The sequence below is a fragment of the Streptomyces sp. Inha503 genome (assembly GCF_047215865.1).
In the GTDB taxonomy this organism is placed as follows: domain Bacteria; phylum Actinomycetota; class Actinomycetes; order Streptomycetales; family Streptomycetaceae; genus Streptomyces; species Streptomyces lycopersici.
Map to the genome: position 1 here is coordinate 9,191,420 of NZ_CP178360.1, position 26,136 is coordinate 9,217,555.

Below are 26,136 nucleotides of genomic sequence, written 5' to 3' on the forward strand. Positions count from 1 at the left end.
GGATCAGGGGGGGGCTGAGGGCGGTCACCACTCGGTGAACGATCCGTCGGCGCGCCGCCATACAGGGTTGCGCCAGCGGTGTCCGGTTTCGGCTGCGCGGCGTACCGCCTTCTCATCGATCTCGACGCCCAGCCCGGGGAGGGAGCCGGCGACGGCGTAGCCGTCCTCGAATCGGAAGGGCGCCGGGTCGATCACGTAGTCCAGCAGGTCGTTCTGCTGGTTGTAGTGGATGCCCATGCTCTGTTCCTGGATGAGGAAGTTGGGTACCGCGAAGGCGATCTGGAGGCTCGCGGCCAGGGCGAGGGGGCCGAGGGGGCAGTGCGGCGCCATGGTCACGTCGTAGATTTCGGCCATGGCCGCGATGCGGCGGACCTCGGAGATGCCGCCCGCGTGGGAAAGGTCGGGCTGGGCGACGGCGATGCCGCTGGTGAGTACCTCGCGGAAGTCCCAGCGGGAATAGAGGCGTTCGCCGGTCGCGAGCGGCACGCTCGTGGACTCCACCAGGCTGCGCAGTTGGCCCGAGTGCTCCGGCAGGACGGGCTCTTCCACGAACATCGGGTGCAGCGGTTCGAGCAGGGGCAGCAGCCGGCGCGACATGGCGGTGGAGACCCGGCCATGGAAGTCGACCGCGATGTCCCGCTCATCACCGAGCACCTCGCGGACGGCCGCGACGCGGTCGACGACCTCGGCGGTGCGGGCCGGGGTGTCGATCGGGGCGAGTTCGGCCGAACCGTTCATCTTCACGGCGGTGAAGCCCGCCCGCACCTGCTCCTCGGCCAGCTCCGCCACGTCGGACGGGCGGTCTCCGCCGATCCAGGCGTACATGCGCACCCGGTCGCGCACCGGACCCCCGAGGAGCCGGTGCACCGGGACGCCGTACGCCTTGCCGGCGATGTCCCACAGCGCTTGATCGATGCCCGCGACGGCGCTGGAGAGGATCGGACCGCCGCGGTAGAAGCCGCCCTTGGTGAGCACCTGCCAGTGGTCCTCGATGCGCAGCGGATCCTGCCCGATGAGATAGTCGGCCAGTTCGTGGACCGCGGCGCGTACCGTCTCCGCGCGGCCCTCGACCACCGGCTCGCCCCAGCCGACGATCCCTTCGTCGGTGGCCACGCGGAGGAACAGCCAGCGCGGCGCCACGGGGAATGTCTCAAGTGCTGTGATCTTCACGCGTCTTCCTTCGGCACGGCATCGGCGGTCTCTTCGTCGGGTTCGTTCCGGGCCCGCACGGCCGCCAAGTCCGCGGATGCCTGCGCGAGCAACGACCCGGCGGCGGCCACGGCGGCGTCCGGGTCGCCCGCTTCGACAGCTCGCAGCAGTTCCCGGTGGACCGGTACGGAGTCGGCGAAGTGCTGGGCGCCGTACACGATGCGGTCACGTATGCCGAGCCCCGCCTCGATGACGACCTCCATCCGGCTCAGCAGTTCGTTGTGCGCGGCGTCCAGCAGGGCCCGGTGGAAGGCCAGGTCCGCCGCCACCATCGCGTCCGCGTCCGTCCCGGGGGCCGCCATCGTGTCCAGCGCCTGCCGCATGGCGGCGAGATCGGATTCGGTCCGGCGGGTCGCGGCGAGCCGGGCGCCCGCGGGCTCGACGATGGCGCGGACCTCGGCGAGGTCTTCCAGGAAGGCGTCGGTCGGATCACTGCTGCCCTGCCAGTGCAGCAGGTCGCTGTCGAGCAGGTTCCAGTCGGCGCGGGGCCGGATGGTCGTGCCGCGCTTCTGCCGTGATTCGATCAGGCCCTTGGAGGCCAGCACCCGCAGCGCCTCGCGCACCACGGTCTTGCTGACGCCGAGTTCCGTTTCGAGCCTGTCCGGGTGCAGCACGGAGCCCGGGGGGTGGTCACCGCGGATGATGCGCCGGCCGATTTCCTCCACGGCCTGCCTGTGAAGCCCCCTACCGGGATGGTTCACCACGTTCTCCGTTTCCGTTCGCGCCCTGTTCGTGGGCCTCGCGCACAGCTCACCGTCTCGTGGGCGACGCTCACGAGGACTCCTTCATGACGCTCCATCCTCCATCGACCACGAGGGCCGCGCCGGTCACATAGGAGGCGTCGGCCGATGCCAGGAAGGCGACGGCGGCGGCCACCTCGTCCGGCTGCCCGAACCGCTTGGCCGCGGTGGCCGCCACGCTACGGGCCCGGTCGGCGTCCGGGACCTCGTCCCAGGCGGCGGTGAGGATGGGGCCGGGCAGCACCGTGTTGACCCGGATGTGCGGCCCGTACTCGACCGCGAGCTGCCGCGCCAGCGAGCACAGCGCGCCCTTCGCCGCGGCGTACGCGGCGCGGCCGGGCAGGCCGATGACCGCGTGCACGGAGGAGGTGAGGACGACGGACCCCGATGCCTCGCGCAGCGGGTCCACGAAGGTTTTCATCCCGCGCCAGGCGGGCTTGAGCAGCACGGCCATCTGACCGTCCCACTCGGCCTCGCTCAGTTCGTGTGCGGGCTTGTTCAGCTGGGTGAAGGCGTTGCTGTGCAGTGTGTCCAGCCGCCCATGGCGCCGGTCGACGTGGCGGGCCAGATCCTCCCAGTCGGAGGCGGAGGTCACGTCGCAGCGTACGTACTCCGCCTGTCCGCCGCTTTCCGTGATGCCTGCCGCGACCGCGTTTCCGGCCGCGTCGTCCACGTCCGTGACCACGACCGCCGCACCCTCGGCCGCGAGCCTGCGGGCCGTGGCCGCGCCGATACCGTGTGCGGCGCCAGTGATCACTGCCACGCGCCCCGCCATCCTGCGGCATTCCGTCATCGCGTGCTCTTTCCTTCCGGTGTCCGCATCACCCTAGCTCTTTCAATTAATAATGCAAAAATCTTGACGGGTTGGCGATGGTGCTTCAACACTGACCGGCATGCGACAGGCAGATGCGGTAGCGATCGACGCCCGGCGGCGCATGCGCCCGGCCGGGATCGCCTTCGGCGGCGACTACAACCCCGAGCAGTGGCCCGAGGAGGTGTGGGCCGAGGACGTCGCGCTGATGAAGGAGGCGGGCGTCTCCCTGGTCACGGCCGGCATCTTCTCGTGGGCCAAGGTGGAGCCGAGGCCGGGGGAGTTCGAGTTCACCTGGTTCGACCGGGTCATGGACAACCTCGCCGGGGCGGGAGTGGCCGTATGCCTGGCCACCATGACGGCGTCCCCGCCGCCGTGGCTCTCCCGGCTGCACCCGGACATCCTCCCCGAGACCGCCGACGGCCGCCGTCTGTGGCCGGGCGGACGTCAGCACTACTGCCCCTCCAGCGGCGTCTACCGCAGCCACGCCACCCGCCTGGTCGAGCGGCTGGCCACCCGGTACGCCGACCACCCCGCACTGGAGATGTGGCACATCGGCAACGAGTACGGCTGCCACACCCCGATGTGCTGGTGCGAGGAGTCGGCTGCCGACTTCCGCCGCTGGCTGTCCGACCGGTACGGCGACGTCGGGGCGCTCAACGACGCCTGGTCGACGGCGTTCTGGTCACAGGGTTACGACAGCTTCGACGAGGTGCTGCCGCCACGGCTCGCACCGACCTTCCCCAACCCCGCGCAGCAACTGGACTTCGCCCGGTTCTCCGACAACGCCCTGTTGGAGTGCTACCTGGCGGAGAAGGAGGTGCTGCGGCGGATCACCCCGGACGTCCCCGTCACCACCAACTTCATCGGCGTGCACAAGCCCGTCGACGCCTTCCGCTGGGCCGCCCAGGAGGACGTCGTCTCGGTCGACGTCTACCAGGACCCACACGACCCGGACACCCACATCGCGGCGGGTTTCATCTTCGATGTCACCCGGTCCGCCCGCGACGGGCAGCCGTGGATGCTGATGGAGCAGGCGCCCGGCGCGGTGAACTGGCGCGACCGCAACGGGCCCAAGCCACCGGGACGGATGCGCCTGTGGAGCTGGCAGGCGGTCGCCCAGGGCGCGGACGCGGTGCTGTACTTCCAGTGGCGCCAGTCCAGGGGCGGCGCCGAGAAGTACCACTCGGCGATGCTCCCGCACGGCGGCACCGGCACCCGGACCTTCCGCGAGGTGAGCGAGCTGGGCCGCGAACTCGCCTCCGTGCCGGGAATCGCCGGTACGCGGTGCACCGCCGATGTCGCCCTGGTGATGGACTGGAACAGCTGGTGGGCGCTGGAGCTGGACTCGCACCCGTCCACCGCGCTGGACCAGATGGAGATCGCGCTCGCCCACTACCGGCCGCTGTTCGAGGCCGGTATCGCATGCGACGTGGTGCCGCCCGACCGCGACCTGTCCGGCTACCGCCTCGTCGTCGTGCCCAACCTCTATCTGCTGCGCGAGCGGGACGCCGACCGCCTCACGGAATGCGTTCGCGGCGGCGGCCACCTGCTGGTGTCGTTCTTCTCCGGCATCGTCGACGACTGCGACCGGGTGCACCTGGGGGGCTATCCCGCGCCGTTGCGCGAGGTGCTGGGCCTGCGCGTCGAGGAGTTCTGGCCGCTGCCCGAGGACGGGGCGGTGGACGTACGGCACCAGGACGGCACGGTCAGCCACGCCAACCTGTGGTCGGAGGTCGTCGTACCCGAGGGGGCGCGGGCGGTGGCCGCCTTCGACTCGGGGCCGCTGGCCGGGCAGCCGGCGGTCACCCGCCACGCCTTCGGAGAGGGGAGCGCGTGGTACGTCGCGACGCGTCTGGCACCGGAGGCCATGCGGGCCCTGATGGACGAGGTGGGCCGCGCCGCGGGCGCCGGCCCCGTTCTCACCGGTCTTCCCGAGCAGGTCCAGGCGACCGTCCGGGAGGGAGAGGGCGGACGGTTCGTCTTCCTGCTCAACCACGGGCGTGAAGAGGTCGAGGTCAGGCTGGACGAGCCGATGACCGAGGCCCTCACCCCGGAGACGGCCCCCTCGGACCGCGTCACGCTGCCGGGGGCCGGAGTGGCCGTGCTGAGCAAGCCGTAGGACCGGAAAGCCGTCAGCCAAAGGGACACATATGCGCACCTCAATACCGGCCCGGAGATCCTTTCTCCGGTGGGGAGGCGCGGCGCTTGCCGCCCCTGCCCTCGCCGCCTGCGGCCAGACCGTCGGAGCCGCCCGCACGACCCGGCAGGCGCCCACCCGCCGCGGCCAGAAAGTGACACTCACCTTCTGGACCTGGGTGCCAATGCAGAAGACCGTCGACCTGTGGAACCGGACGCACCCCGACATCCATGTCCAGATGCAGTCCATCCCGCAGAACGTCCAGGGCGGCTACCAGAAGATGTACGCCGCGCTGACGGCCGGCAACCCGCCCGACCTGGCGCAGGTCGAGTACCAGGAGCTTCCCGCCTTCATGCTGGTCAACGGATTGACCAACCTGAGCGCATACGGAGCCGACGCGCTGCGCGACAGCTATGTGCCGTGGCAGTGGAACCAGGGCGTCTTCAGCGGGCGGGTCCACACCATTCCACAGGCGTCCGGCCCGATGGGGCTCTTCTACCGCCGGGACCTCTTCGAGAAGTGGGGCATCGAGACGCCCGCCACCTGGGCCGAGTTCGAACGGGCCGCCCGCGTGGTCAAGTCCCGCGGCAACGGCGCCAGGCTGTGCGCCTTCGCCCCCAATCAGCCCAGCTGGTTCGCCGCGATGTGCTGGCAGCGCGGCGCACGATGGGTGCGCACCCAGGGCGACACCTGGATCGTCGACATGGACGACGACCTCTCCCATGAGGTCGCCGACTACTGGGAGAAGATGGTCCGCGACGACCTCGTATTCGTCGAGCCCGACATGTCCAGCGCCTGGTACCGGCAGGTCCAGACCGGGCGGATCGCCGCCTGGGTCGGACCGCAGTGGGGCGATGCCCTGCTGCGCGGCAACGCCCCGGGCACCGCGGGCAAGTGGCGGGTCGCTCCGCTGCCCCAGTGGACGGCGGGCGAGAAAACCTCCGCCAACTGGGGAGGATCGTCCACCGCCATCCTCCAGGGCAGCCGCCACCCACATGAGGCGCTGCGGTTCGCGCACTGGGTCAACACCGACCCCCGGGCCGTCGACCTGAACGTCGCCGCGGGCTATGGCTGGCCCGCCGCCGCGGACGTCTTCCGCGGGTCGGCGCTCGACCGGCCGGACCCGTTCTTCGGCGGACAGCGGTACAACGACGTGTTCACCGCCTCCGACCGGGCCATCGACACCTCCTGGAAGTGGTCGCCCACCACGGACGCCGACTTCGCCCACCTCCAGAACGCCTTCGGCGCCGCCATGGCCGGAGACGGCACCCTCACCTCGTCGCTGGCCGACGCACAGAAACGCACCGTGGACGACCTGCTGGCCAAGGGCCTGAAGGCGAGGAACGCGCGATGAGCACCGTGAACAGCCGGACAAGGAAGTCCGCATCGCGTGGCCGGCGCTCCGCCCGCCCGGACCGGGCGGCATGGCAGTTCGTCCTTCCCTTCGCCGCCCTCTTCCTGTTCACCTTCGTCCTCCCGCTCGGCTACGCGATCTACCAGAGCCTGCTCACACCGGTCCGCTCCGGGCCCCTGGGCCTGGGCCGGGCCACCATCGGCTTCGCCGGACTGGACAACTACACCCTCGCCCTCCAGCAGTCGGACTTCCTGGAGGGCTTCGGACGGGTGCTCCTCTTCGGCATCGTCCAGGTCCCTGTGATGCTGCTGCTGTCCACCGCGCTGGCACTGGCCCTCGACACCCTCTCCCACCGCTGGGCGGGCATCTTGCGCGCGGCCTACTTCCTCCCGTACGGCGTCCCCGGCGTCATCGCCTCGATCCTCTGGGGCTTTTTGTACGTGCCGGGCGTGAGCCCGATCGTCGACCTCCTCGGCAGGATCGGGCTCGCGCCCGACTTCCTCGGCTACGACAGCGTGCTGTGGTCCATCGCCAACATCGTGATCTGGGAGTTCGCCGGCTACAACATGCTGGTGATCGTCGCCCAGCTCAAGTCGATCCCCCAGGAGCTCTACGAGGCCGCACGCATCGACGGCGCGAGCGCCTGGCAGACGGCGATCCGGATCAAGCTCCCGCTGGCCCGGCCAGCCCTGGTGCTCACCGGCGTGTTCTCCATCATCGGCACGCTCCAGCTGTTCGCCGAACCACTGGTGATCAAGCCGCTGACCCCGGCGGTCACCAGCTCCTACACACCGAACCTGAGCGCCTACAACGAGGCGTTCGCCAACAACAACATCTATCTCGCCGCGGCCGAATCGGTGATCCTCGCCCTGGTCGCGAGCGTGCTGTCCTTCGGCTTCCTCAGCCTGGTGAACCGCAAGGGAAGGGATGCCCGGTGAGCGTGTCCACGCCGCGGACGGAGGAGACGGTGGCCACCTCGGCCCACACCCCGCGTGCCACCGGGCAAGACCGTGGCGGCAAGCCGCGCCGTGCGTTGAAGCCCTCGCGGATCCTGCTGATCGCGCTGCTGGCCATCGCGGCGCTCTACTTCCTGCTGCCCGTCTACTGGCTGGTAGTGGCCTCCACCAAGAGCAGCGCCGGGCTCTTCGGCAGCTTCGGGCTGTGGTTCTCCGACCCGCGATGGCCGCACAACCTCTCGCAGGTCTTCTCCCACGACGACGGCATCTTCTGGGACTGGACCTGGAACAGCCTCCTGTACGCGGGCGTGGGCGGCGCGCTGGCGACCCTGCTCGCGTGCGCCGCTGGGTACGCCCTCGCCGTCTACCGCTTCCGCGGGCGGGAAGCGGTCTTCAAGGGGGTGCTCGCCGGTGTGCTGCTGCCCAGCACCGCACTCGCCCTGCCGATGTACCTGCTCTTCAGCAAGGTGAACCTGGCCGACACCTACTGGGCCGTACTGATCCCCAGCGTGGTCAGCCCGTTCGGGGTGTATCTCTGCCGGATCTACGCGGAGGCCGCGGTGCCGGCCGAGATGCTGGAGGCGGCACGTGTCGATGGCGCGGGTGAGTGGCGGATCTTCGGCACGCTCGTGCTGCGCACGATGACACCCGCTCTGGTGACCGTCTTCCTCTTCCAGTTCGTCGGCATCTGGAACAACTACTTCCTGCCGCTGGTCATGCTCTCCGACGACCACAAATACCCCCTCACGCTGGGTCTCACCACCTGGCAGTCGGCGGCCGAGCGGCATCCCGAGCTCTACCAGCTCACGGTGGGCGGCGCGTTCCTCTCCATCCTCCCGCTGGCCGCCGCGATGCTCGTCCTCCAGCGCTACTGGCGGTCCGGCCTGACCCAGGGCAGCGTCAAGGGCTGACCTGGGCCTGGTTGTACCCGGCCCGCCCGCGGGCCTCGGGATCTCGAGGCGGTCAGCGTGGCGCGGGCCGTGAGCGGGTGCGGTGAGTCCGGGCTCCACCGTGGAGCGCCGGGCAGGCGGATCGATACGGGCGCCGCCGACGTCCCGCACATGGGTGCCGGACGGCTCGGTGTCCGGATGGGTGTCGAGTACCCGGCCGCCCGAAGCGGCCGTGGCGGTACGGCCGCGCTTCGAGGAGGACGCCGTCGCGAACGCGCCCCCGCCTGACGAGCGAGTACGTTGCACTGACTTGCGAAGCTCCCGTGCGCGCCACCATCGGGGGGCAAAGGTGGGCCTCGCCGGTCGTCAGGCCGGCGAGAGCCGCTTCGACCGCCGCCAAGACCTCCAAGGGGGCCTTGTCCAGGGGCTCGCGGAGCGCTCGCCCGGCCCGCCACCGTGTGGTCCGGCGGAAGGCGTCGGCACGGGCCGCGTCGCTGCCGCGGATCGCTTGGAGCACGGCATCGTAGGCCTGCTGATCATCGATGATCGTGGCAAGGCTGGTGCTGAGGGTCAGTCGGGTCCGTGGGGCAGCGGCTCGCGGATGGTCTTCGATCCACGTGTGGGTGCCGCTGCCCACCTCGTATCGGGCACCGGAGGGAAGCTCGACGACACCGCGGGTGTTCGGTGGAATTTCCGCGTGGAAGCGCACCCTGGGGCCTTCGCGGCGCCATCCGGCACCCGCTCGTCCGTACGGCGTCTCGTGCCATGCCGAGGCGTCATCGAGGTCGCCCAGCAGGACGGGGGCGACCCGGATGACACGGTAGGCAGGTCAGCGGGGAAAGCCCGGCGACCCGTCGGTGGAGCCAGTCGGCCACGGCTCCCAGCGCGTAGTGGTTGAACGAGGTCATCTGCCCCGGGTTGATCGTCCCGTCCTCGAGCATCGAGTCCCAGCGCTTCCACACGGTGGTCGCGCCCATCGTCACCGGGTACAGCCAGGAAGGCATTCGGTCTGGGTGAGCAGCCGTGAGGCCGCGTCGGCGTGGCCTGTCGCGGTGAGTGCCTCGCAGATGATCGGGGTTCCGACGAAGCCGGTGGTGATGCGGTACCCGGCGGAGCGTACGAGGTCCCGGAGCCGATCGCCCAGCGCCTGCCGCTGCTCATCGTGTGCCAGGCCGAAGACGATCGCCAGGGCGTAGGCGGTCGGCGCATCGGACATCATGCGGCCGCGCGGGGTGATGTACGCGCCGCGGAAGGCGTGGGCGATGCGTGCGGCCAGGTCCTCGTAACGACGCGCATCGTTGTCCCGGCCCAGCAGGGCGGCCGCCTCGGCGGTCAGGGTCGCCGAGCGGAAGAAGTAGGCGGTGGCCACGATGCCCGCATCGGTTTTGGCGTCGCCGGGGCGCTCCGGTGGTGCGTCCGGGTCGAGCCAGTCACCGAACTGGAGCCCTTCCTCCCACAGCAGAGTGCCGCCCGTCCGGGACCGTACGACGTCGCCCCAAGCCGCTATCGCCTCGAAGCAGCGCTCCAGGACGTCTCGGTCGGCGAAGCGCTCCCAGAGGACGGCCGGTACGACCGTGATGGCGTCTCCCCAGGCCGCGACCGGTTGGAAGAGCCCTGGTACCTGCGGAATCACGGCCGGTACGACCATCGGTATCACCCCGTCCGCGGCTCGCTGTTCGAGCACGGCATCCTCCAGCCAGGACCGGAGGAAGGCGTCACAGTCGTACAGGAACGCGGCGGTCGGGGCGAACACCTGGATGTCTCCGGTCCAGTCGAGGCGCTCGTCGCGTTGTGGGCAGTCGGTCGGGATGGAGAGGAAGTTGCCGCGCATGCCCCATACGACGTTGTCGTGGAAGCGTTGCAGGAGTGGGTGGGAGGTGGCGAAGCCGCCGGTTCTCGGCATGTCGGTGTGGACGACGGCGGCTGACACGTCTTCGGGGGTGAAGGTGCCCGGCCAGTTGTCCACCTGCACATAGCGGAAGCCGTGGAAAGTCCATCGGGGCTCCCAGATCTCCTCTTCCGCGCCGCTGAGCACGTAGGTATCGGTGGCGGCGGCGTTGCGGAGGGGCCGGGTGCCGAGTTCGCTCTGTTCCAGCACCTCGGCGTGGCGCAGGGTGACGGTGTGCCCTCGTTCCCCTCTGACGCGGATGCGGACGCGGCCGACGAGGTTCTGCCCGAAGTCCAGGATGGTCTTACCGCTCGGTGTGGTGAGGACGCGCTCGACGGGGCGGTGCTCGATGACGCGGACCGGTGGCAGGGTGCGCATCGTCGGGGTGACGTCCGGTACGGCGAGGACGCTGACCGGGGCCCAGGCCGTGTCCTCGAACGACGGGGCGGACCATTGGGGGATGTCCATCCGGGCGTCGTAGGTTTCGCCCTGGTAGAGGCTCGCGGACACCACCGGCCCCGTGACCAGCGCCGGCGTTCGTCGGTGCGGACGGTGTCCACGGTTCCGTCCTCGTATTCGAGCGTGAGTTGGGCGGCGGCGGCAGGTGTGCCCTGGTAGAAGCGCCGGGCGGCGTCCCGGAAGCCGTACCGCTCGGTGTACCAGCCGCCGGTGAGGGTGATGCCGAGAGCGTTGCGGCCGGGGCGCAGGTGTGCGGTCACGTCCGCGACCTCGAGGTTGCGCGGTCGCTACTTCCGGAGTCGTGGCACTGGCCAGCTCGAACGCCACATAGCCGATCACCGGGCTCACCCCGGTGCGCAGCATGCGCGCCGCATCGTTGGGCACGAAGCCCAGCGCGTCCACCGCCTGCCCGATCCGCTCCCGCGTGGCATCGGAGAGCTTGCGGGGCTTGCGCTGCGGACCTTGACTTCAACCCCACTTGAGGTTTCAGGGTGATCCGCATGAACACCGAAACCGCGGACATCAAAGCCATCGAACAGGTCGTGGCCGCCGTCGAGCGTGCCCAGCGTGCCAAGGACGTGGAGGGTTTCCTGGCGCTGTTCCACCCCGATGCCCTCTGGACGACCGCCCACGGCAAGGTCCTCATCGGCATCGACGCGATCGCCGAGTTCACCCGCGCCGTGCTGCCCACCGCGAGTTGGGACGGCGAGGTCACCTACGCGGCCGTGCATACGCAGTTCCTGCGGCCCGACGTGGCGGCCGTCAAGGTCCGGCAGGTCTACCACTCGGCGGAGGGCGACACGGAAGGCGCTCCGCTCTATGTCATGACCAAGCGGGACGATGGGCGGTGGCTGCTGCACGCGGGCCAGAACACCGAGGTGCGGGCCGGTTAGCAACCTGCCCGGGCGGTCCTGTGAGTGGTGAGCGTCCTCTCTCGGCGTATGCGATCGGCCGGGTCTAGCTAACTTGCGTGTCGACCAACAAGTTTATACGCTGCTCCTCATCCGAAGGAGGCTTTGATGATCGACATGGATGAGCGGGCCCTCGACACGCTGCTGGCCGAGGACCCCGGCGGTCCCGTGGTGATGCTGAATCTGCTGCGGTTCCGTCCGGACGGTGGCCGCGAGAGCTACCAGCGCTATACGGAGGCGCTGGGCGCGGAGATCCACGGGCGGTACGGACTGCGGGTGGAGTACCTGGGAAACGGCGGTCGTGCCCTGGTCGCCGAGGACGGGCAGGCATGGGACGCGGTGCTCCTGGTGCGCTACCCCAGCCGCCAGGCGTTCGCCGACATGGCCCGCGACCCCGACTATCGGGCGGTGGCCCATCTCCGCGCGGAGGCGCTGGTGGAATCGGTCCTGCAACCCACCGTTCCGATCCAGGGGGGAGTGGCCTGATGCCCGCGGTCTTCGTGCACGGCAACCCGGAGACGGCGGCCGTCTGGGATCTCCTGATCGCCGAACTGGAGGCCGCCGGTGCGGCTCCGGACGGTCTGATCCGGCTGTCCCCGCCCGGGTTCGGCGCGCCGCTGCCGCCCGGGTTCGGGGCGACCGTCCATGAGTATCGCGACTGGCTGATCGGCGAGTTGACACGCTTCGCCGAGCCCGTCGACCTGGTGGGCCACGACTGGGGCGGCGGGCATGTCCTCAACGCGGTGATGAGCCGCCCGGACCTGGTACGCAGCTGGGCCAGCGACACGATCGGGGTCTACGACCCCGACTACGTCTGGCATGAGCTCGCCCAGCGATGGCAGACACCGGGCGTCGGCGAGGCCGATGTGGCCGAACGCTTCGGCGCGCCCCTCGAACGGCGGATCGCGACACTCGTCGAGAGGGGGATGGGCGAGGCGGTGGCCGGGCGGGTCGCCGAGGGCCAGAACGAGGCGATGGGCCGGGCCGTGATCGCTCTCTACACCTCCGCCACACGACCGGTGATGAACGAACTCGGCCGGGACCTGGAGAACGCGGCCCAGCGGCCGGGGCTCGTGCTGCTCGCCACCGAGGACCACGTGGTCGGGACCGTCGAGCAGCGCCGCCGCGGCGCGCGGCGGGCCGGTGCCCGGGTGGAGGTCCTCGACGGGCTGGGCCACTGGTGGATGACGCATGACCCGCGCCGTGGTGCCGGGGTTCTCACCCGCTTCTGGGCGTCGCTGGACCACGGATGACGTCTTGTCCCCCGACCGCATGAGTACCACTTCGCGCTCCGTGGAACCCGTGGGCGAGCACATCCGCGCAGCGGCGGCCGGTGCGCACGCATCGCGTTGAGGGAAGTGATCCAGATGGCTACGTTCGGCCCCATGGCGGACGAAGAAGGCACACGCGCGGCACGGTTGGTGGATGCCCAGGCGAAGGCCGTGCGGCTGTTCGCGGAGATCGGGGAGCGCGGGCTGGTGGCGCCCGGGGAGGGGGAGCGGGCGGTCAGCGACCGGATCCGGGCACGCCGAGGTCGGCCGCCTGGCCGCCGAGGCCGGCTGGGAGTTGGGCGGCTGGCACGCGGGGCACCTGGTCGGGGAGTTCCCGCACGAGACGATCGACGGCGCGGACGTGGAGTCGTACATCACGCCCGCCAACGGCACACCACTGCGGCGCACCGACAAGGCCGGGCGCCGCTGCCACTGGATCCTGGAGGTCCACCTCATCGACCGGGAGCGGGGGTTCGGCGGGTTCCACGAGGAACTGCTCACCCTGTGATCGGCCTCCCGGCGGCGCGCCTGAACGAAACCGCCGCCGGGGTTTGGGCGTCAGTGGCGTGGTTCGGGCCGTCGGCCCGGTGGCTGGGCGGGTTCGGGGAGGGCGGTGGGCGGGTCGAGGGAGCGGGTCTGCGGGGCGTCCTCGGAGAGGGTGACCAGATCGAGCACCCGCTCATGGGAGCGCAACCGCCCGTAGCGCAGGTCGAACGGTTCGTCGTCGACCCGTTGGACACGGAGAAGACGGTTCGCTCTGGGCCTGTACGTCCAGGTTGAGCTCGGTCTCGCGCGGACACCACGGCTCGACGGCATAGGCATGGTGGCTTATCACTTGCGACGCTCCAGCAGCTCGTAGAGGTCCGATGCCACGCCGCGCGCTGTGTCCGAGATGTTCGACTTCGCCGTATTGGCGATACGCGGCGCGGTCATGAACGGCGCGGTCATGAACTCCGAATGTTCGCCCTCGAGACGGGAGAGATGGTCGAGCAGAACGCCCTCGCGCAAGGCCCACGGGCAGATGGTGAGTCGTTTCACCGCCATGACTTCCATGGCGGCCTCCGCGACGATGGCACCGGCCAGGCATTGATGCGCCCTGGAGGCGGATATGCCGCGCAGCTTCGCTCGCTGCCGGTCCGTTTTGACCGCGAGCCGTGACACCCAGGGCAGCAGCTCCTTACGGCTGAGACTGTGGGCCGCGGGCAGGCCGTTGCCGGACTGCCGGGTTCCGGCGAGGCGGGCCAGCTGGGCGAATGTCCTGGACGTGGCGACGCAGGAGAGGGGCGCGGGCTGTGCGCGCAGTTCGGCGGTGCCCTGGCCGAGGGTGGCGCGTACGTGCCGGCGCAACGCCTTGACGTCCCGCTTCTTCACCGGTGTGGCATCGGGCAGATGGTGGCGGGTGAGCCGGTCGGCCCCCAGCGGCAGGGAGATGGCGAGAGCGGGGTCCGTGCCGCTTCCGCAGGCGATCTCTAAGGAGCCGCCGCCGATGTCGAGGAGCAGTATCCGCCCCGCCGACCAGCCGAGCCAGCCGCGCACCGCCCGGAACGTGAGCCGCGCCTCCTCCACGCCGCTCATGAAACCCACGCGGATACCGCTGGCGGCCTCGATCTCGTCGAGCACCGCGTCCCGGTTGGTCGCGTCCCGAACCGCCGAGGTGGCGAAGGGGATCAGGCGGTCGACGTGGTGGGCGGACGCGGCCGCGGCACTCGCGGTGACGGCGCCGACCAGGGACCGGATCGCCCCACGGGGGATCACCCCCTGGCGATCGGTCGCGTCGGCCAGGCGGACCGGCTGTTTCCACGAGGCCACCGGCTCCGGGGGTCTACCCGGGAAAAGGTCGGCGATCTTGAGATGGACGGTACGGGATCCGATGTCGAGCACTCCACAGCGCATCAGTGATGAGTGCCCCACCTGACATATTCCAGACGTCCGCGTCACCGCTCCGGGTCCGCTCCGCGCCGTGACCTCGGCGGTCCGCGGCGGTGGCTGGTGTCGCACCACGGGTAGCGCGCGCTGCGGCCGCACAGGCACACGGCCGCCGTGAAGCGGTCGGAGCGCACCACGCCGCCATCGGGCAGGGTGATCTCGACCGGTCCCTCGATGAGCATCGGGCCATCGGTCCCCATCCGCACGCCCACCGCGTGATCACGCTTGTCGTTCGGCACGGATCACCACCAGCTCTTCCTTCGTCTCGCCCGGGGCGATCAGCCCATGGGCCTCCAGCCAGGGGGCCTGCTCGCGCAGCACCGGCCCGAAGGGGATCGTGCGGCGGTCGGCCACGGCCGCCCGCAGCCCCGCCTCCGCCAACCGCTCCACCGTACGATCCGGGCCGCACAGCCCCGAGTGCACCAGGAGCAGCACACCGCCGGGGCGCAGCAGGGGCGGCGCGTCGCGGCAGATCCGGTCGACCACCGCCCGCCCGTCGGCACCGGCCCGCCAGGCCACGCCACGGCCCCGGCGGATCCGCCGCCCCGCCACCGGCACATACGGCGGATTGGCCACGATGAGATCGAACCCGCGGTCGGCGACCGGTGTCAGCAGATCGCCCTGGAGGACACGCACCGGCAGCCCTTTGAGGCGGGCGCGCAGCCATGTGGCGCCCACGGCGAGCGGTGACACATCGACCGCGGTCACCTGGGCCGCGCCGCGTCCGGCCGCGGCGAGGGCCAGGGCCCCGCTGCCGGTCCCCACGTCCAGCACCGCCGTCCCGGCCGTGATGTCCTCCCGCAGCAGGGCCTCGGACAACAGCCATGTGTCGTCCTGCGGGGCGTACACACCCGGAGGCGTCTTGAACACCATCAGCGGCGAGTACCCCCGGCAGAGCGTGATGTGCGCGTGCGATGGCCGAGAAGGGTCACAGGCCACACCAACAGCCGCAAGGACAAGTTGCTCGCCTACTACGACCAGGAGGCCCATGTCACGGGCGTGGCCCTCAGCCCCGATGGCCGGACGCTGGCCTCCGCGGGCGACGACTCCGACAGCAACCTCACCCCGAAACACTCGGTGCGGCTGTGGGATGTGAAGACGGGCCGTCAGCGAGCCACCCTCAGCGACTCCCTCATCGCGTCGGAGGTCCACCACCTGGCGTTCAGCCCGGACGGCAAGACGCTCGCCGTCCCCTCCGAATACGGACTGTTGCTGTGGAACGTGGCCACCCGTAAACCACGCGCCATCCTGTCGAGCAGCGCGGAGGGGGCGGCCAAGGTGATCCAGGAGGTGGTCTTCAGCTGGGACGGGCGGCTGATCGCGGGCAACGACAGCAAGCACCGCAGGGTGTACCTGTGGAAGAACCCGTACCGGGCGCGCCAGGGGGTGTCCGGCGGGTCGTGACGCCTGCGGCGGGCTCGCCACGCGGCGGTTGACCCTGACGCAGGGGCAGCCTCGCAGCATGGCCGGTATGACGACGACACAGCACTTCACGGTCCACCACGACGGCGTCACGATCCCGGTGTCCCGTGGCGGCCGGGGACGGCCGCTGGTCCTGTGCCCCGGACTCAACTCCACCCAGGCCGATCTGCACGAGCTGATCGAGCTCCTGCGGCGCGACCACGACGTGGTGGCCTTCGACCTCCGGGGCCATGGCCTCGCCTCGGCCGCCGACCGGTACTCCTTCGACGCGTTTCGGAGCGATCTCTTCGCCGTACTGGCGGAGCCGGGGCGCCTCGGCCTGCCCTCGCCGCCCGTGCTCGTGGGCTACTCGCTGGGCGCGGACCTGGCCGTGCACTACGCCTCCGAGTGCCCTGACGCCGTCGCCGGGCTGGTCCTCGTCGACGGGGCGAACCCGCTGCCCGAACCGTTCATCACCGAGGCCGACCTGCCGGAGTTCCGCGCGATGGCGGAGGATCCGGCCATGTGGCGGGAGATCGAGCGGGCCAGGGGCACCGAGCGGCAGGTGTTGCTCGGCCCGCGAGACATCCTCGATCTCCAGGTGGAGATGGATGTGGTGCGGGCCGGAATCCTCGACCGGTACCGGAAGATCGACCGCCCGATCCACATGATCATGTCGGCCGCGATCGCGGGCGACAGCGCCGAAGGGCGTGCGCCCCGGCACAACCGGCTCTGGCGCGCGGGCGTCGACCGGCTTGTGCGCGAACGGCCCGCCACCTCCGCGACCTGGCTCGACACCGGCCACCGGCTGGTCTTCACCCACGCCCGGGAGATCGCGGAGATCATCCGGCACCATCCGGCCGACCCGGCCGACGAGGTGGCTCCATGAGCGACTTCCGGGAGACTGGTCCGATGCTGACCATCGGCGAGCTGGCGTCGTACGCCGGAGTGACGGTGCGCGCGGTGCGGCACTACCACGCCAAGGGGCTGCTGCCCGAGCCGGAGCGGGACCACTCCGGCTATCGGCGGTACGGCGCAGGCGCCGTCGTCGAGCTGATCAGGATCCGGACCCTCGCCGAGGCCGGGGTTCCGCTGGCGCGCGTACGGGAGCTGCTCCGGGCCGGTGAGGAGGAGTTCGCCGCGGCGCTCGCGGAGATCGACCGGCGGCTGCGGGCGGAGATCCGGGAGCGGCAGCGGCACCGTGCGCGGATCGCCCGTCTGGCCGCCGGGGACAGCCTGGCGCTGCCACCGGAGGTGGTGGAGTTTCTCGACCGGCTGCGGGCGCTCGGGGTCGACGAGCGGATCGTCCAGGTGGAGCGCGACGGCTGGATCCCGCTGGCCGCGCACGCACCCGAGCGGGTCCCGGAGTGGATGGCGCGCAAGCGGGAGCAGATCGCCGACCCGAGGTTCCTCGGCTTCTACCGAATCCTGGGCCAGGCGCTCGACCGCGCCGACGACGATCCCCGGCTGGCCGGGCTGGCCGATGAGCTGGCCGCCTACCTCACGGCGATCGCCGAGGAGCGGGGCGAGGACTACATCGACGACGCCGAGATCGAGCCACCGCTGGTCAGGGTGATGGACACCCACGCGTTCGAGACCATGCCGTCGGCCCGCCGGCTGATCGAGCTGCTGAGACAGCGGGGCTGGACCGGCTGGACCAAGGTCGGGCGCGTCGGCCGGCTGCGCCCGGAACACCGGGGGCTCGGCAGAAGGCGCCGAACGGGTGAGGATGGGCGGATGACCACCACCTCGCGTGCCCACTCGTTCAACGCGGCCGCCGCCCAGTACGGCGCGAACCGCCCCTCCTACCCGCCCGCCCTCTTCGACGCCGTAGAGGAGCTCGCCGGACGTCCCCTCGCGGGCGCCCGCGTCGCCGACGTCGGTGCGGGCACCGGAATCGCCACCGCCGTCCTGCGCGAGCGTGGCGCCGATGTGATCGCCGTCGAGCCGGGCGCGGGCATGGCGGCCCAGTTCCGCCGGACGCTTCCGGACACGCCGATCGTCCGGGGCGACGGCAACGCCCTGCCCCTCGCCGACGCCTCGCGCGACCTGATCACGTATGCGCAGTCCTGGCACTGGACCGACACCGACCGGTCCGTGCCCGAGGCGCTGCGCGTGCTGCGCCCGGGTGGCGCGCTGGCGGTCTGGTGGAACACCACCGCCTTCGACGTGCCGTGGATCGCCGCCCAGCATGAGCGCGTCGCGGCCCACTCCGGTGTGACGTCGACCCCCCAGGTGGGTTCGGACGACAGCCGCGCCGCCCGGCTCGCGGGCCTCTCCGGTCTCCGCGTCACCCGCCGCCATGTGCGCTGGAGCCGTGTCGTCTCCCTCGACACCCACCTGGCCAACATCACCAGCCATTCGGCGTTCCTCGTCCTCGGCGAGGCCGGCACCCGGGCGTTCCTTGAGGAGGAGCGCGGTCGGCTGCGCGAGCTCTTCCCGGACGAGCGGGTGGAGGAGACGTATCTGGTGGACCTACTGGTGGCCTCCCGTCCCTGACCAGCACCCGGATGCCCTGGTGGGCCACGGCTCGTGCGCGCCACGTTTACCGGCCCGGTCGGCGGCTACTCCTGTGAGGTGCTTCATGCAGCACTACCGAGGAGGTGCCGTGGCTCAGGTATCGGATTTCGTACTGGCTCGGCTGCGGGAGTGGGGGGTGGCGCGGGTCTTCGGCTATCCGGGGGATGGGATCAACGGTCTGCTCGGGGCGTTCGACCGGGCCACGGGGGACCCCGAGTTCATCCAGGTCCGGCACGAGGAGATGGCCGCGTTCATGGCCTGCGGCCACGCCAAGTTCACCGGCGAGGTCGGAGTCTGCGCCGCCACCTCGGGGCCGGGCGCCGTCCACCTGCTCAACGGTCTGTACGACGCCAAGCTGGACCACCAGCCGGTGATCGCCATCGTGGGCCAGCAGAAGCGGCTCAGCCTCGGCACCCACTACCAGCAGGAAATCCACCTGGACCGGCTGTTCGCCGACGTCTCCGAGTACTGCGAGATGGTCACCCACCCGGGCCAGGCACGGCATGTCATCGACCGCGCCTTCAAGACCGCGCTGACCACCCGCGGCGTGGCGACGATCGTGATCCCCAACGACATCCAGGAGGAGGACGCCCAGCCCTCCCCGCCCAAGGCACACGGTTCGGTGTTCTCCAGCGTGGGCTGGAGCCGCCCCCGCGTCCTTCCCGACCCCGATGAGCTGCGCCGCGCCGCCGATGTCCTCAACGAGGGCGAGAGGGTCGCCATCCTCGTCGGCCAGGGCGCGGCCGATGCCGCGGGCGAGGTCGTCGGAGTGGCGGAGCTGCTGGGTGCCGGAGTGGCCAAGGCGCTGCTGGGCCGGGATGTCCTGCCCGACGACCTGCCCTATGTGACCGGGCCGATCGGTCTGCTGGGCAGCACCGCGAGCGACAAGATGATCAAGGAGTGCGACACCCTCTTCCTGATCGGCACCAGCTTTCCGTACTCCGAGTGGCTGCCGGACGAGGGGCAGGCGCGCGGCGTCGAGATCGACATCGACGGCCGCATGATCGGTATGCGCTACCCCATGGAGGCGCATCTGGTGGGCGATGCGCAGGAGACCCTCAAGGCGCTCCTCCCGCTGCTGCGGCGCAAGGAGAAGCGGACCTGGCGGAAGAAGGTCGAGAAGGATGTGCGGGAGTGGCTCACCATCTGCGACACCTGGGCCGGCCAGCACTTCGGGGACACCATCAACCCCCAGTCGGTGGCCGCCGAGCTCTCCTCGCGGCTGCCGGACCGGGCGATCCTCACCGCCGACTCCGGATCGGCCACCAACTGGTGGGCGCGCCATCTGAAGCTGCGCGACGGAATGGACGCCTCGCTGTCCGGGACGCTGGCCACCATGGGCCCCGGAGTGCCGTACGCGATCGCGGCGCGCTTCGCGTATCCCACCCGCCCGGTGATCGCCTTCGTGGGAGACGGCGCCTTCCAGATGAACGGCATGAACGAGATGATCACCGTCAAGCGCTATATGGACCGGCTGGCGGGCGGCCCGCCGTTCGTCTTCTGCGTCTTCAACAACCAGGACCTCAACCAGGTCACCTGGGAGCAGCGCGCCATGGCCGGGGACCCGAAGTACCCCGCCTCCCAGGTCATCCCCGACGTCCCCTACGGGGCGTACGCCGAGCTGCTGGGGCTGCGGGGGATCCGCTGCGAGTCCCCCAAGAAGGTCGGCAGGGCCTGGGACGAGGCGCTGGCCAGTGACCGCCCGGTCGTCCTGGAGTTCATGGTCGACCAGGAGATCGCGCCGATCCCGCCCCATCTCATGGTCCCCATGGCGAAGAAGACCGTGAAGGCCGCGCTGCACGACCCCGAGCTGGCCGGGATCGCCCACCGGGGCATCCGGCAGAAGGTCGCCCAGTACGCCGAGCGCCTGCCGGGACGCGGACACGCCTGACGGAAGGGGAAGCACGGCATGCGTACCGCGAGCGAGCTGGAGCGGGCACTGCGTGCGGAGGTGGACGCCGAGGTCAGGTTTGACGCGGGCAGCCGGGGCGCTTACGCCACGGACGGCTCCAACTACCGCCAGGTGCCCATCGGCGTCGTCGTCCCGCGCGATGTGGAGGCCGGGGCGCGGGCGGTGGAGGTGTGCGCCCGCTTCGGCGCGCCCGTCCTGTCGCGGGGTGGCGGCACCAGCCTGGCCGGTCAGTCCACGAACACCGCCGTGGTGATCGACTGGAGCAAGTACTGCCACGCCCTGGTCTCGGTGGATCCCGAGGCGCGCAGCTGTGTGGTGGAGCCGGGGCTGGTGCTGGACGAGCTCAACCGCCAACTGGCCGATCTCAAGCTACAGTTCGGGCCCAAGCCGTCCACGCACAGCCACTGCGTGCTGGGCGGCATGATCGGCAACAATTCGTGCGGCGCCTCGGCCCAGTCGTACGGCAAGACCGTGGACAACGTGCGCCGCCTCGAAGTCCTCACCTACGACGGCGTGCGCATGTGGGTGGGGCCGACGTCCAAGGCCGAGCGGGCGCGGATCGCGGCGGAGGGCGGCCGCCGGGCCGAGATCTACGACGGGCTGGACCGCGTGGTCGGCGAGTACCTCGCGGACATCCGGCGCGGCTACCCGAAGATCCCGCGCCGGGTCTCCGGCTACAACCTGGACTCGCTGCTGCCGGAGAACGGCTTCGACGTGGCCCGGGCCCTGGTGGGCAGCGAGGGCACCCTGGTGACGGTGGTGCGCGCCGAAGTGGACCTGGTGCCGGTGCCCCCGTACCAGTCGCTGCTGGTGCTCGGCTACGAAGACATCTGTACCGCCGCCGACGATGTGCCCCGGCTCCTGGAGCACTGCACCCCCGGCGAACTGGAGGCCCTCGACGGGCGGATGGCCCAGCTGATGCGCGAGGAGCACGCGTATCTCGAATCCCTCAACTCCCTCCCCGAGGGCGGGAGTTGGCTGATGGTGCAGTTCTACGGGGACACCCAGGAGGACGTCGACGAGCAGGCGCACGCGCTGCTGCGCTCGGTGGGGCGGGACGAGAAGGACGCCACGGTGGCCTTCTCCGACGACCCCCGGCGCGAGCAGCGGATGCTCAAGGCCCGCGAGGCGGGCCTCGGGGTGACCGCGCGCCCGCCGGACGCCCGGGAGACCTGGGAGGGCTGGGAGGACTCCGCCGTCCCGCCCGAGCGCCTGGGGGAGTATCTGCGCGGTCTCAAGGACCTGTTCGCGGAGTTCGGCTACGACCATCCGTCGCTGTACGGCCACTTCGGGCAGGGCTGTGTGCACACCCGCATCCCGTTCGGGATGAAGACCGCCGACGGCGTGGCCGACTTCCACCGCTTCGTGGAACGCGCCGCCGACCTGGTGGTCTCGTACGGCGGCTCGCTGTCCGGCGAGCACGGGGACGGGCAGGCGCGGGGCGAACTGCTCACCCGTATGTTCGGCGAGCGACTGGTGAGCGCGTTCGGCGAGGTGAAGGCGGTGTTCGACCCGGAGAACCGGATGAACCCCGGCAAGGTCACCGGCCCGAGTCCCGCCAAGGTCACCGGTCAGGGCCCTGGCAAGGCCACCGGCCCGGGTCCCGGCACGGTCACCGGCCCGGGTCCCGGCACGGTCACCGGCCCGAATCCGGTCGACGGTCAGCTGCGCCTGGGCCCGGGGTGGCGGCCGGCCACGCCCGACACCCACTTCGGCTACCCCGACGACGAGCACTCCTTCACCCGCGCGGTCATGCGCTGTGTCGGCATCGGCAACTGCCGAAGCCACCACGGTGCCGTGATGTGCCCGTCGTACCGGGCCACCAACGAGGAGGAGCACTCCACCCGCGGCCGGGCCCGGCTGCTGTTCGAGATGCTCGACGGCCACCCGGACTCCGCCGTCACCGACGGCTGGCGCTCGACCGAGGTCCGTGACGCCCTGGACCTGTGCCTGGCGTGCAAGGGCTGCAAGTCCGACTGCCCGACCGGTGTCGACATGGCGACGCTCAAGGCCGAGTTCCTCGCCCACCACTACGCGGGCCGCCCGCGCCCGGTGGCGCACTACTCCATGGGCTGGCTGCCGGTGTGGGCCCGGCTCTCCCGTATCGCGCCCTCGCTGGTCAACACCGTGGCCCGGGCGCCGGGGGTGGCCGGTCTCGGCAAGCGGCTGGCCGGGGTGGAGGGCGCGCGCCAGGCGCCGGTGTTCGCACCGGAGTCCTTCCTCCAGTGGTGGCGGGCCCGCGCCACCGAGGAGCCGGACCCGGCCGACCCGCGGACCGTGGTGGTGTGGCCCGACACCTTCAGCACCTACTTCCACCCCTCGGTCGCCATCTCGGCCGTCCGGGTGCTGGAGGACGCCGGCTTCCGGGTCGCCGTACCGACCGAGCCCGTGTGCTGCGGTCTGACCTGGATCTCCACCGGGCAACTGACCACGGCGAAGCGGGTGTTGCGGCGTACGCTGCGGGTGCTGCGGCCCTATCTCGAGGCGGGCACCCCGGTCATCGGCCTCGAACCCTCCTGCACCGCGGTGTTCCGGGCCGACGCACCCGAACTGATGCCCGCCGACCAGGACGTGGAGCGGCTGGCCGGACAGTTCCGCACCTTCGCCGAACAGCTCATCCACCACGCCCCCGACGGCTGGCGGCCACCCGCGCTCAGTCGGCAGGCCGTCGTCCAGACCCACTGTCACCAGCACGCCATCATGAAGGACGACGCGGACCGCGAACTGATGCGGCGCGCCCATCTCGTCACCGACGTCCTGGACGAGGGCTGCTGCGGCCTCGCCGGAAACTTCGGCTTCGAACGCGGCCACCACGAGGTCTCGATGGCCATCGCGGAACAGGGCGTGCTGCCCGCCGTGCGCGCGGCCGCCCCCGGCAGCCTGCTGCTCGCGGACGGCTTCAGCTGCCGCACCCAGATCGAGCAGGGCGACACCGGCCGCGGGGCCCTCCACCTGGCCGAGGCGTTGGCCCTGGGCCTCGACACCACCCTGCCCAGCGAACGGCCCGAACGCCTGGCCCAGCGCACGGACCCGCCCTCGCGCACGGCCCGCTGGGCGACCACCGCGGGTGCCGCCGCCCTCACGGCGACGGCCGTGGCGGGGGCCGCCGCGGGGGTCGGCCGCGCCGCCTCGCGACGCACGCGCCGCGGGGGAGGGTGACCGCACGGTGGTGACGGATCGCGTCGTGGCGGGAGGCGCGGGCGAGTACGTCGTGGACGGGGTGGACAGCGCCGTCTACACGGTGCCCACCGACGCCCCCGAGGCCGACGCCACCCTCGGCTGGGACAGCACCACCCTCGTCCTCGCCACCGTCCGCTGCGGCCGGGTCACCGGACTCGGCTACACCTACGCCCCCGCCGCCACGGCCCTGGTCGTCGACGATCTGCTCGCCGACGTGGTCACCGGCACCCCGGCCCTCGATGTGCCACGCGCGAACGAGGCCATGCACCGCGCCGTGCGCAACGCCGGACTGCCCGGCGTGGCCGCACAGGCCATCGCCGCCGTGGACATCGCCCTGTGGGACTGCAAGGCCCGCCTGCTCGACCTGCCCCTCGTCCACCTCCTGGGCAGGGCGCGGGACGAGGTGCCGGTGTACGGCAGCGGCGGCTTCACCACGTACGACGCCGAGCGCCAGGACCGCCAACTGCGCGGCTGGACCGAGGAAGAGGGCATCCCCCGCGTCAAAATCAAGATCGGGGAGTCGTGGGGGCGGTGCGAGGACCGCGACCGGAAACGCGTCGCCGAGGCCCGTACGAGCATCGGCGACACCACCGCCCTGTACGTGGACGCCAACGGCGGCTACGCCGCCAAACAGGCCGTACGCATGGCCGACACGCTCGCCGACCACGGTGTGACCTGGTTCGAGGAACCCGTCTCCTCCGACCACCTCACCACCCTCGCCACCGTCCGCGACCGGGTCCCGATGGAGGTCACGGCCGGTGAATACGGCTACACCCTGCCCTACTTCGCGCATATGCTCGCCGCCGGTGCCGTGGACTGCCTCCAGGCCGACGTCACCCGCTGCGGCGGCATCACCGTCTGGCTGCGCGCCGCCGCCCTCGCCCATGGCCAGGGCCTCGAGATCTCCGGCCACTGCGCCCCCCACGCCCACGCCCACGCCGCCGCGTCCGTGCCCAACCTGCGCCACCTGGAGTGGTTCCACGACCATGTGCGCATCGAGCGCCTCCTGTTCGACGGCACCCTCGCACCCGACGGCGGCAGCCTCACCCCGGGCCACGACGGAGCGCCCGGGCTGGGGCTCACCCTGAACGGCGAGCGGGCCCGGCCGTACCGGGTGGCCTGAGCCGTACGACAAGGCGCCGAGCGCACTCACTCGGTCGAGCCCAGTCGAGCGCACTCACTCATGGGGGACGACGGCCACATGGCCCACCACGGGGCCGTCCGGCCCCTCGGCCGAGGGCTTTCCGCCCCCAGGACACCGCTCACCGGCGGTGTCACAGTGGACCGCGTCAGGCAGGAGAGGCGGGATGTCGATGCGTGCCCATGTCGGCGACCAACTGATTGTCGAGAGCCCCACCACCGGTGCCACCAAACGCGACGGTGAGATCGTCGGACTCCACCATGACGACGGGACACCTCCCTATGACGTGCGGTGGTCGGACTCGGACCAGATCACCCTTGTGTTCCCCGGCCCGGACGCACACATTCACCCCACCGGGGACGAACCGGGACGGCAGTGGGAGGAGACGGGCCACCGCGGCTCCGCGACGACACCCAGCGGCGCTCGTTCGCTCTCCGAAGCAGTGGTCATGTCGCTGGTGGAGGACGCCACGGCCGCGCCCTCGATGCACAACGCCCAGCCCTGGCGGTTCGAGTACTCCCGGCGCAGCCGCGTGTTCCGGCTCAGGGCCGACCTGCGGGGCGCCCTGCCGCACTCCGACCCCGAGCTCCGCGCCCTGCACATCGGCTGTGGCGCCGCCCTGATGAACCTGCGGGTCGCGGTGGCGCACGAGGGCTGGGAGGCGGCGACCCGGCTGCTGCCCGACCCCGTGGACCCGTTGCTGCTGGCCTCCGTGACCCTGACCCGCCCGCTCGGCGACGAGGCCGATCCGGCCGCCCTGTACCCGGCCGTGCGCACCCGCCACACCAGCCGGTACCCCTTCGCCGAGACCGAGATCCCCGCGCCCGTACGGACCGCCCTCGCCGACGCCGCGCACCGGGAGCACGTTTCGCTGTCCTTCGTCTCCGGCTGGCATCTCCAGTACGTCGTGGACCTGGCGCTGGAGGCCGAGGCCCGCAACCTCACCGACGCGGGCGTCGCCGCGGACCTGGCCCGCTTCACCCGCGCCGCGGACGACACCCGGCCGGCCACCGAAGGCGTTCCGGAGTACGCCTTCGGGCCCCGCCGCCGGATCGGCAAGGTCCCCGTACGTGACTTCGCGGGTGGCAGGACCGTCCCCGGCCGCCCGGTCGGCGACTTCGAGACCTTCCCCCACCTGGTGTTGCTGAGCACCGCGCGCGACCACCCGGTGGACTGGCTGCGCACCGGCCAGGCGGTGGAGCGGGTGCTGCTGCGCGCCACCCTGGAGGGGCTGTCCGCCTCGTTCGTCACCCAGGCCCTCGAATGGCACGACCTGCGCTGGCCACTGCGCGACCCGACGTCGGCCATGGCCCATGCGCAGATGGTGCTGCGGCTGGGGTACGGCCCCCGGGGCAGACAGACCCCCAGGCGGCCGGTCCACGACGTCCTGGACATCGAGCCGTAGCCCCGGCGGCGACGGCCCGCCG

22 protein-coding genes and 3 pseudogenes are annotated in these 26,136 nt (G+C 71.2%); 16 read left to right on the forward strand and 9 right to left on the reverse strand.

Translation table 11 applies throughout. The features are described from left to right. Positions 1 to 24 precede the first annotated feature (24 nt). From dgoD to ACJX2R_RS38960, 3 genes are all read right to left on the reverse strand, one after another. On the reverse strand, positions 25 to 1,170 hold the full coding sequence (dgoD, locus tag ACJX2R_RS38950; protein WP_413103916.1) for a galactonate dehydratase: 1,146 nt from the start codon (positions 1,168 to 1,170) through the stop codon (positions 25 to 27). Next, the gene (locus ACJX2R_RS38955) at positions 1,167 to 1,913 is read right to left on the reverse strand and encodes a FadR/GntR family transcriptional regulator (protein ID WP_413103917.1); all 747 of its coding nucleotides are present in this window, start codon (positions 1,911 to 1,913) and stop codon (positions 1,167 to 1,169) included. The genes dgoD and ACJX2R_RS38955 overlap by 4 nt, the downstream gene beginning before the upstream one ends. Before the next feature lie 67 nt (positions 1,914 to 1,980). Next, positions 1,981 to 2,724, reverse strand: a complete 744-nt coding sequence (locus ACJX2R_RS38960; RefSeq protein WP_413106054.1) for an SDR family NAD(P)-dependent oxidoreductase — start codon at positions 2,722 to 2,724, stop codon at positions 1,981 to 1,983. Between the two features lie 118 nt (positions 2,725 to 2,842). On the opposite strand from ACJX2R_RS38960, the gene ACJX2R_RS38965 reads away from it, so the two are divergent. From ACJX2R_RS38965 to ACJX2R_RS38980, 4 genes are read left to right on the forward strand one after another with little or no spacing between them, the layout of a single operon-like run. Beyond that, positions 2,843 to 4,882: a beta-galactosidase gene (locus tag ACJX2R_RS38965; protein ID WP_413103918.1), complete on the forward strand. Its 2,040-nt coding sequence runs from the start codon at positions 2,843 to 2,845 to the stop codon at positions 4,880 to 4,882. A gap of 31 nt (positions 4,883 to 4,913) precedes the next feature. Beyond that, on the forward strand, positions 4,914 to 6,254 hold the full coding sequence (locus ACJX2R_RS38970) for an ABC transporter substrate-binding protein (protein ID WP_413103919.1): 1,341 nt from the start codon (positions 4,914 to 4,916) through the stop codon (positions 6,252 to 6,254). Next, positions 6,251 to 7,192, forward strand: coding sequence for a carbohydrate ABC transporter permease (locus ACJX2R_RS38975; RefSeq protein ID WP_262704014.1), 942 nt, complete (start codon positions 6,251 to 6,253; stop codon positions 7,190 to 7,192). The genes ACJX2R_RS38970 and ACJX2R_RS38975 overlap by 4 nt, the downstream gene beginning before the upstream one ends. Next, positions 7,189 to 8,121 carry a carbohydrate ABC transporter permease gene (locus ACJX2R_RS38980; protein ID WP_413103920.1) on the forward strand — a complete coding sequence of 311 codons (933 nt, stop codon included), beginning with the start codon at positions 7,189 to 7,191 and terminating at the stop codon, positions 8,119 to 8,121. Before ACJX2R_RS38975 ends, ACJX2R_RS38980 begins: the two co-directional genes overlap by 4 nt. A gap of 52 nt (positions 8,122 to 8,173) precedes the next feature. Here ACJX2R_RS38980 and ACJX2R_RS38985 read toward each other — a convergent pair whose 3' ends face one another. Further along, positions 8,174 to 8,914: an alpha-L-rhamnosidase C-terminal domain-containing protein gene (locus ACJX2R_RS38985; protein ID WP_413106055.1), complete on the reverse strand. Its 741-nt coding sequence runs from the start codon at positions 8,912 to 8,914 to the stop codon at positions 8,174 to 8,176. Continuing rightward, positions 8,877 to 10,707, reverse strand: a pseudogene (locus ACJX2R_RS38990) (family 78 glycoside hydrolase catalytic domain). Before ACJX2R_RS38990 ends, ACJX2R_RS38985 begins: the two are co-directional and overlap by 38 nt. Positions 10,708 to 10,947: 240 nt before the next feature. Between ACJX2R_RS38990 and ACJX2R_RS38995 the strand changes: the two are divergent. From ACJX2R_RS38995 to ACJX2R_RS39010, 4 genes and pseudogenes are all read left to right on the forward strand, one after another. Beyond that, positions 10,948 to 11,340, forward strand: a complete 393-nt coding sequence (locus tag ACJX2R_RS38995) for an SgcJ/EcaC family oxidoreductase (RefSeq protein WP_413103921.1) — start codon at positions 10,948 to 10,950, stop codon at positions 11,338 to 11,340. Positions 11,341 to 11,466: 126 nt separating this feature from the next. After that, positions 11,467 to 11,844: a DUF1330 domain-containing protein gene (locus ACJX2R_RS39000; RefSeq protein WP_413103922.1), complete on the forward strand. Its 378-nt coding sequence runs from the start codon at positions 11,467 to 11,469 to the stop codon at positions 11,842 to 11,844. Further along, positions 11,844 to 12,611 carry an alpha/beta fold hydrolase gene (locus ACJX2R_RS39005; RefSeq protein ID WP_413103923.1) on the forward strand — a complete coding sequence of 256 codons (768 nt, stop codon included), beginning with the start codon at positions 11,844 to 11,846 and terminating at the stop codon, positions 12,609 to 12,611. The genes ACJX2R_RS39000 and ACJX2R_RS39005 overlap by 1 nt, the downstream gene beginning before the upstream one ends. 132 nt (positions 12,612 to 12,743) lie before the next feature. Then, positions 12,744 to 13,137: pseudogene (locus ACJX2R_RS39010) on the forward strand (hypothetical protein). A gap of 50 nt (positions 13,138 to 13,187) precedes the next feature. On the opposite strand, the gene ACJX2R_RS39015 reads toward ACJX2R_RS39010, so the two are convergent. From ACJX2R_RS39015 to ACJX2R_RS39030, 4 genes are all read right to left on the reverse strand, one after another. Then, positions 13,188 to 13,322 (reverse strand): hypothetical protein, encoded by a 135-nt coding sequence (locus ACJX2R_RS39015; protein WP_413106194.1) that lies wholly within the window; start codon positions 13,320 to 13,322, stop codon positions 13,188 to 13,190. 138 nt (positions 13,323 to 13,460) lie between these two features. Further along, the gene (locus ACJX2R_RS39020) at positions 13,461 to 14,522 is read right to left on the reverse strand and encodes a hypothetical protein (protein WP_413106056.1); all 1,062 of its coding nucleotides are present in this window, start codon (positions 14,520 to 14,522) and stop codon (positions 13,461 to 13,463) included. 41 nt (positions 14,523 to 14,563) lie between these two features. Beyond that, the gene (locus tag ACJX2R_RS39025) at positions 14,564 to 14,755 is read right to left on the reverse strand and encodes a CDGSH iron-sulfur domain-containing protein (RefSeq protein ID WP_262704058.1); all 192 of its coding nucleotides are present in this window, start codon (positions 14,753 to 14,755) and stop codon (positions 14,564 to 14,566) included. A 19-nt stretch (positions 14,756 to 14,774) separates the two neighbouring features. Next, complete coding sequence (locus ACJX2R_RS39030; RefSeq protein ID WP_413103924.1) at positions 14,775 to 15,428, reverse strand: HemK2/MTQ2 family protein methyltransferase; 654 nt, start codon at positions 15,426 to 15,428, stop codon at positions 14,775 to 14,777. 36 nt (positions 15,429 to 15,464) lie between these two features. Here ACJX2R_RS39030 and ACJX2R_RS39035 point away from each other — a divergent pair, with 36 nt between their 5' ends. From ACJX2R_RS39035 to ACJX2R_RS39070, 8 genes and pseudogenes are all read left to right on the forward strand, one after another. Next, entirely contained in the window at positions 15,465 to 15,959 is a 495-nt protein-coding gene (locus ACJX2R_RS39035) for a WD40 repeat domain-containing protein (protein ID WP_413103925.1), read from the forward strand. Positions 15,960 to 16,026: 67 nt separating this feature from the next. Next, positions 16,027 to 16,845, forward strand: coding sequence for an alpha/beta fold hydrolase (locus ACJX2R_RS39040; RefSeq protein ID WP_413103926.1), 819 nt, complete (start codon positions 16,027 to 16,029; stop codon positions 16,843 to 16,845). A 23-nt stretch (positions 16,846 to 16,868) separates the two neighbouring features. Beyond that, a pseudogene (locus ACJX2R_RS39045) lies at positions 16,869 to 17,018 on the forward strand (MerR family DNA-binding transcriptional regulator); the annotation flags it as partial. Between the two features lie 675 nt (positions 17,019 to 17,693). Further along, a complete protein-coding gene (locus ACJX2R_RS39050; RefSeq protein ID WP_413106057.1) occupies positions 17,694 to 18,455 on the forward strand; it encodes a class I SAM-dependent methyltransferase in 762 nt (253 codons plus the stop codon). 109 nt (positions 18,456 to 18,564) lie between these two features. Further along, complete coding sequence (locus tag ACJX2R_RS39055; protein ID WP_413103927.1) at positions 18,565 to 20,367, forward strand: thiamine pyrophosphate-requiring protein; 1,803 nt, start codon at positions 18,565 to 18,567, stop codon at positions 20,365 to 20,367. An 18-nt stretch (positions 20,368 to 20,385) separates the two neighbouring features. Continuing rightward, positions 20,386 to 23,547, forward strand: a complete 3,162-nt coding sequence (locus tag ACJX2R_RS39060) for an FAD-binding and (Fe-S)-binding domain-containing protein (RefSeq protein ID WP_413103928.1) — start codon at positions 20,386 to 20,388, stop codon at positions 23,545 to 23,547. 10 nt (positions 23,548 to 23,557) lie between these two features. Continuing rightward, the gene (locus tag ACJX2R_RS39065; protein ID WP_413103929.1) at positions 23,558 to 24,691 is read left to right on the forward strand and encodes an enolase C-terminal domain-like protein; all 1,134 of its coding nucleotides are present in this window, start codon (positions 23,558 to 23,560) and stop codon (positions 24,689 to 24,691) included. A gap of 184 nt (positions 24,692 to 24,875) precedes the next feature. Then, complete coding sequence (locus tag ACJX2R_RS39070) at positions 24,876 to 26,114, forward strand: Acg family FMN-binding oxidoreductase (protein ID WP_413103930.1); 1,239 nt, start codon at positions 24,876 to 24,878, stop codon at positions 26,112 to 26,114. Positions 26,115 to 26,136: the final 22 nt, after the last annotated feature.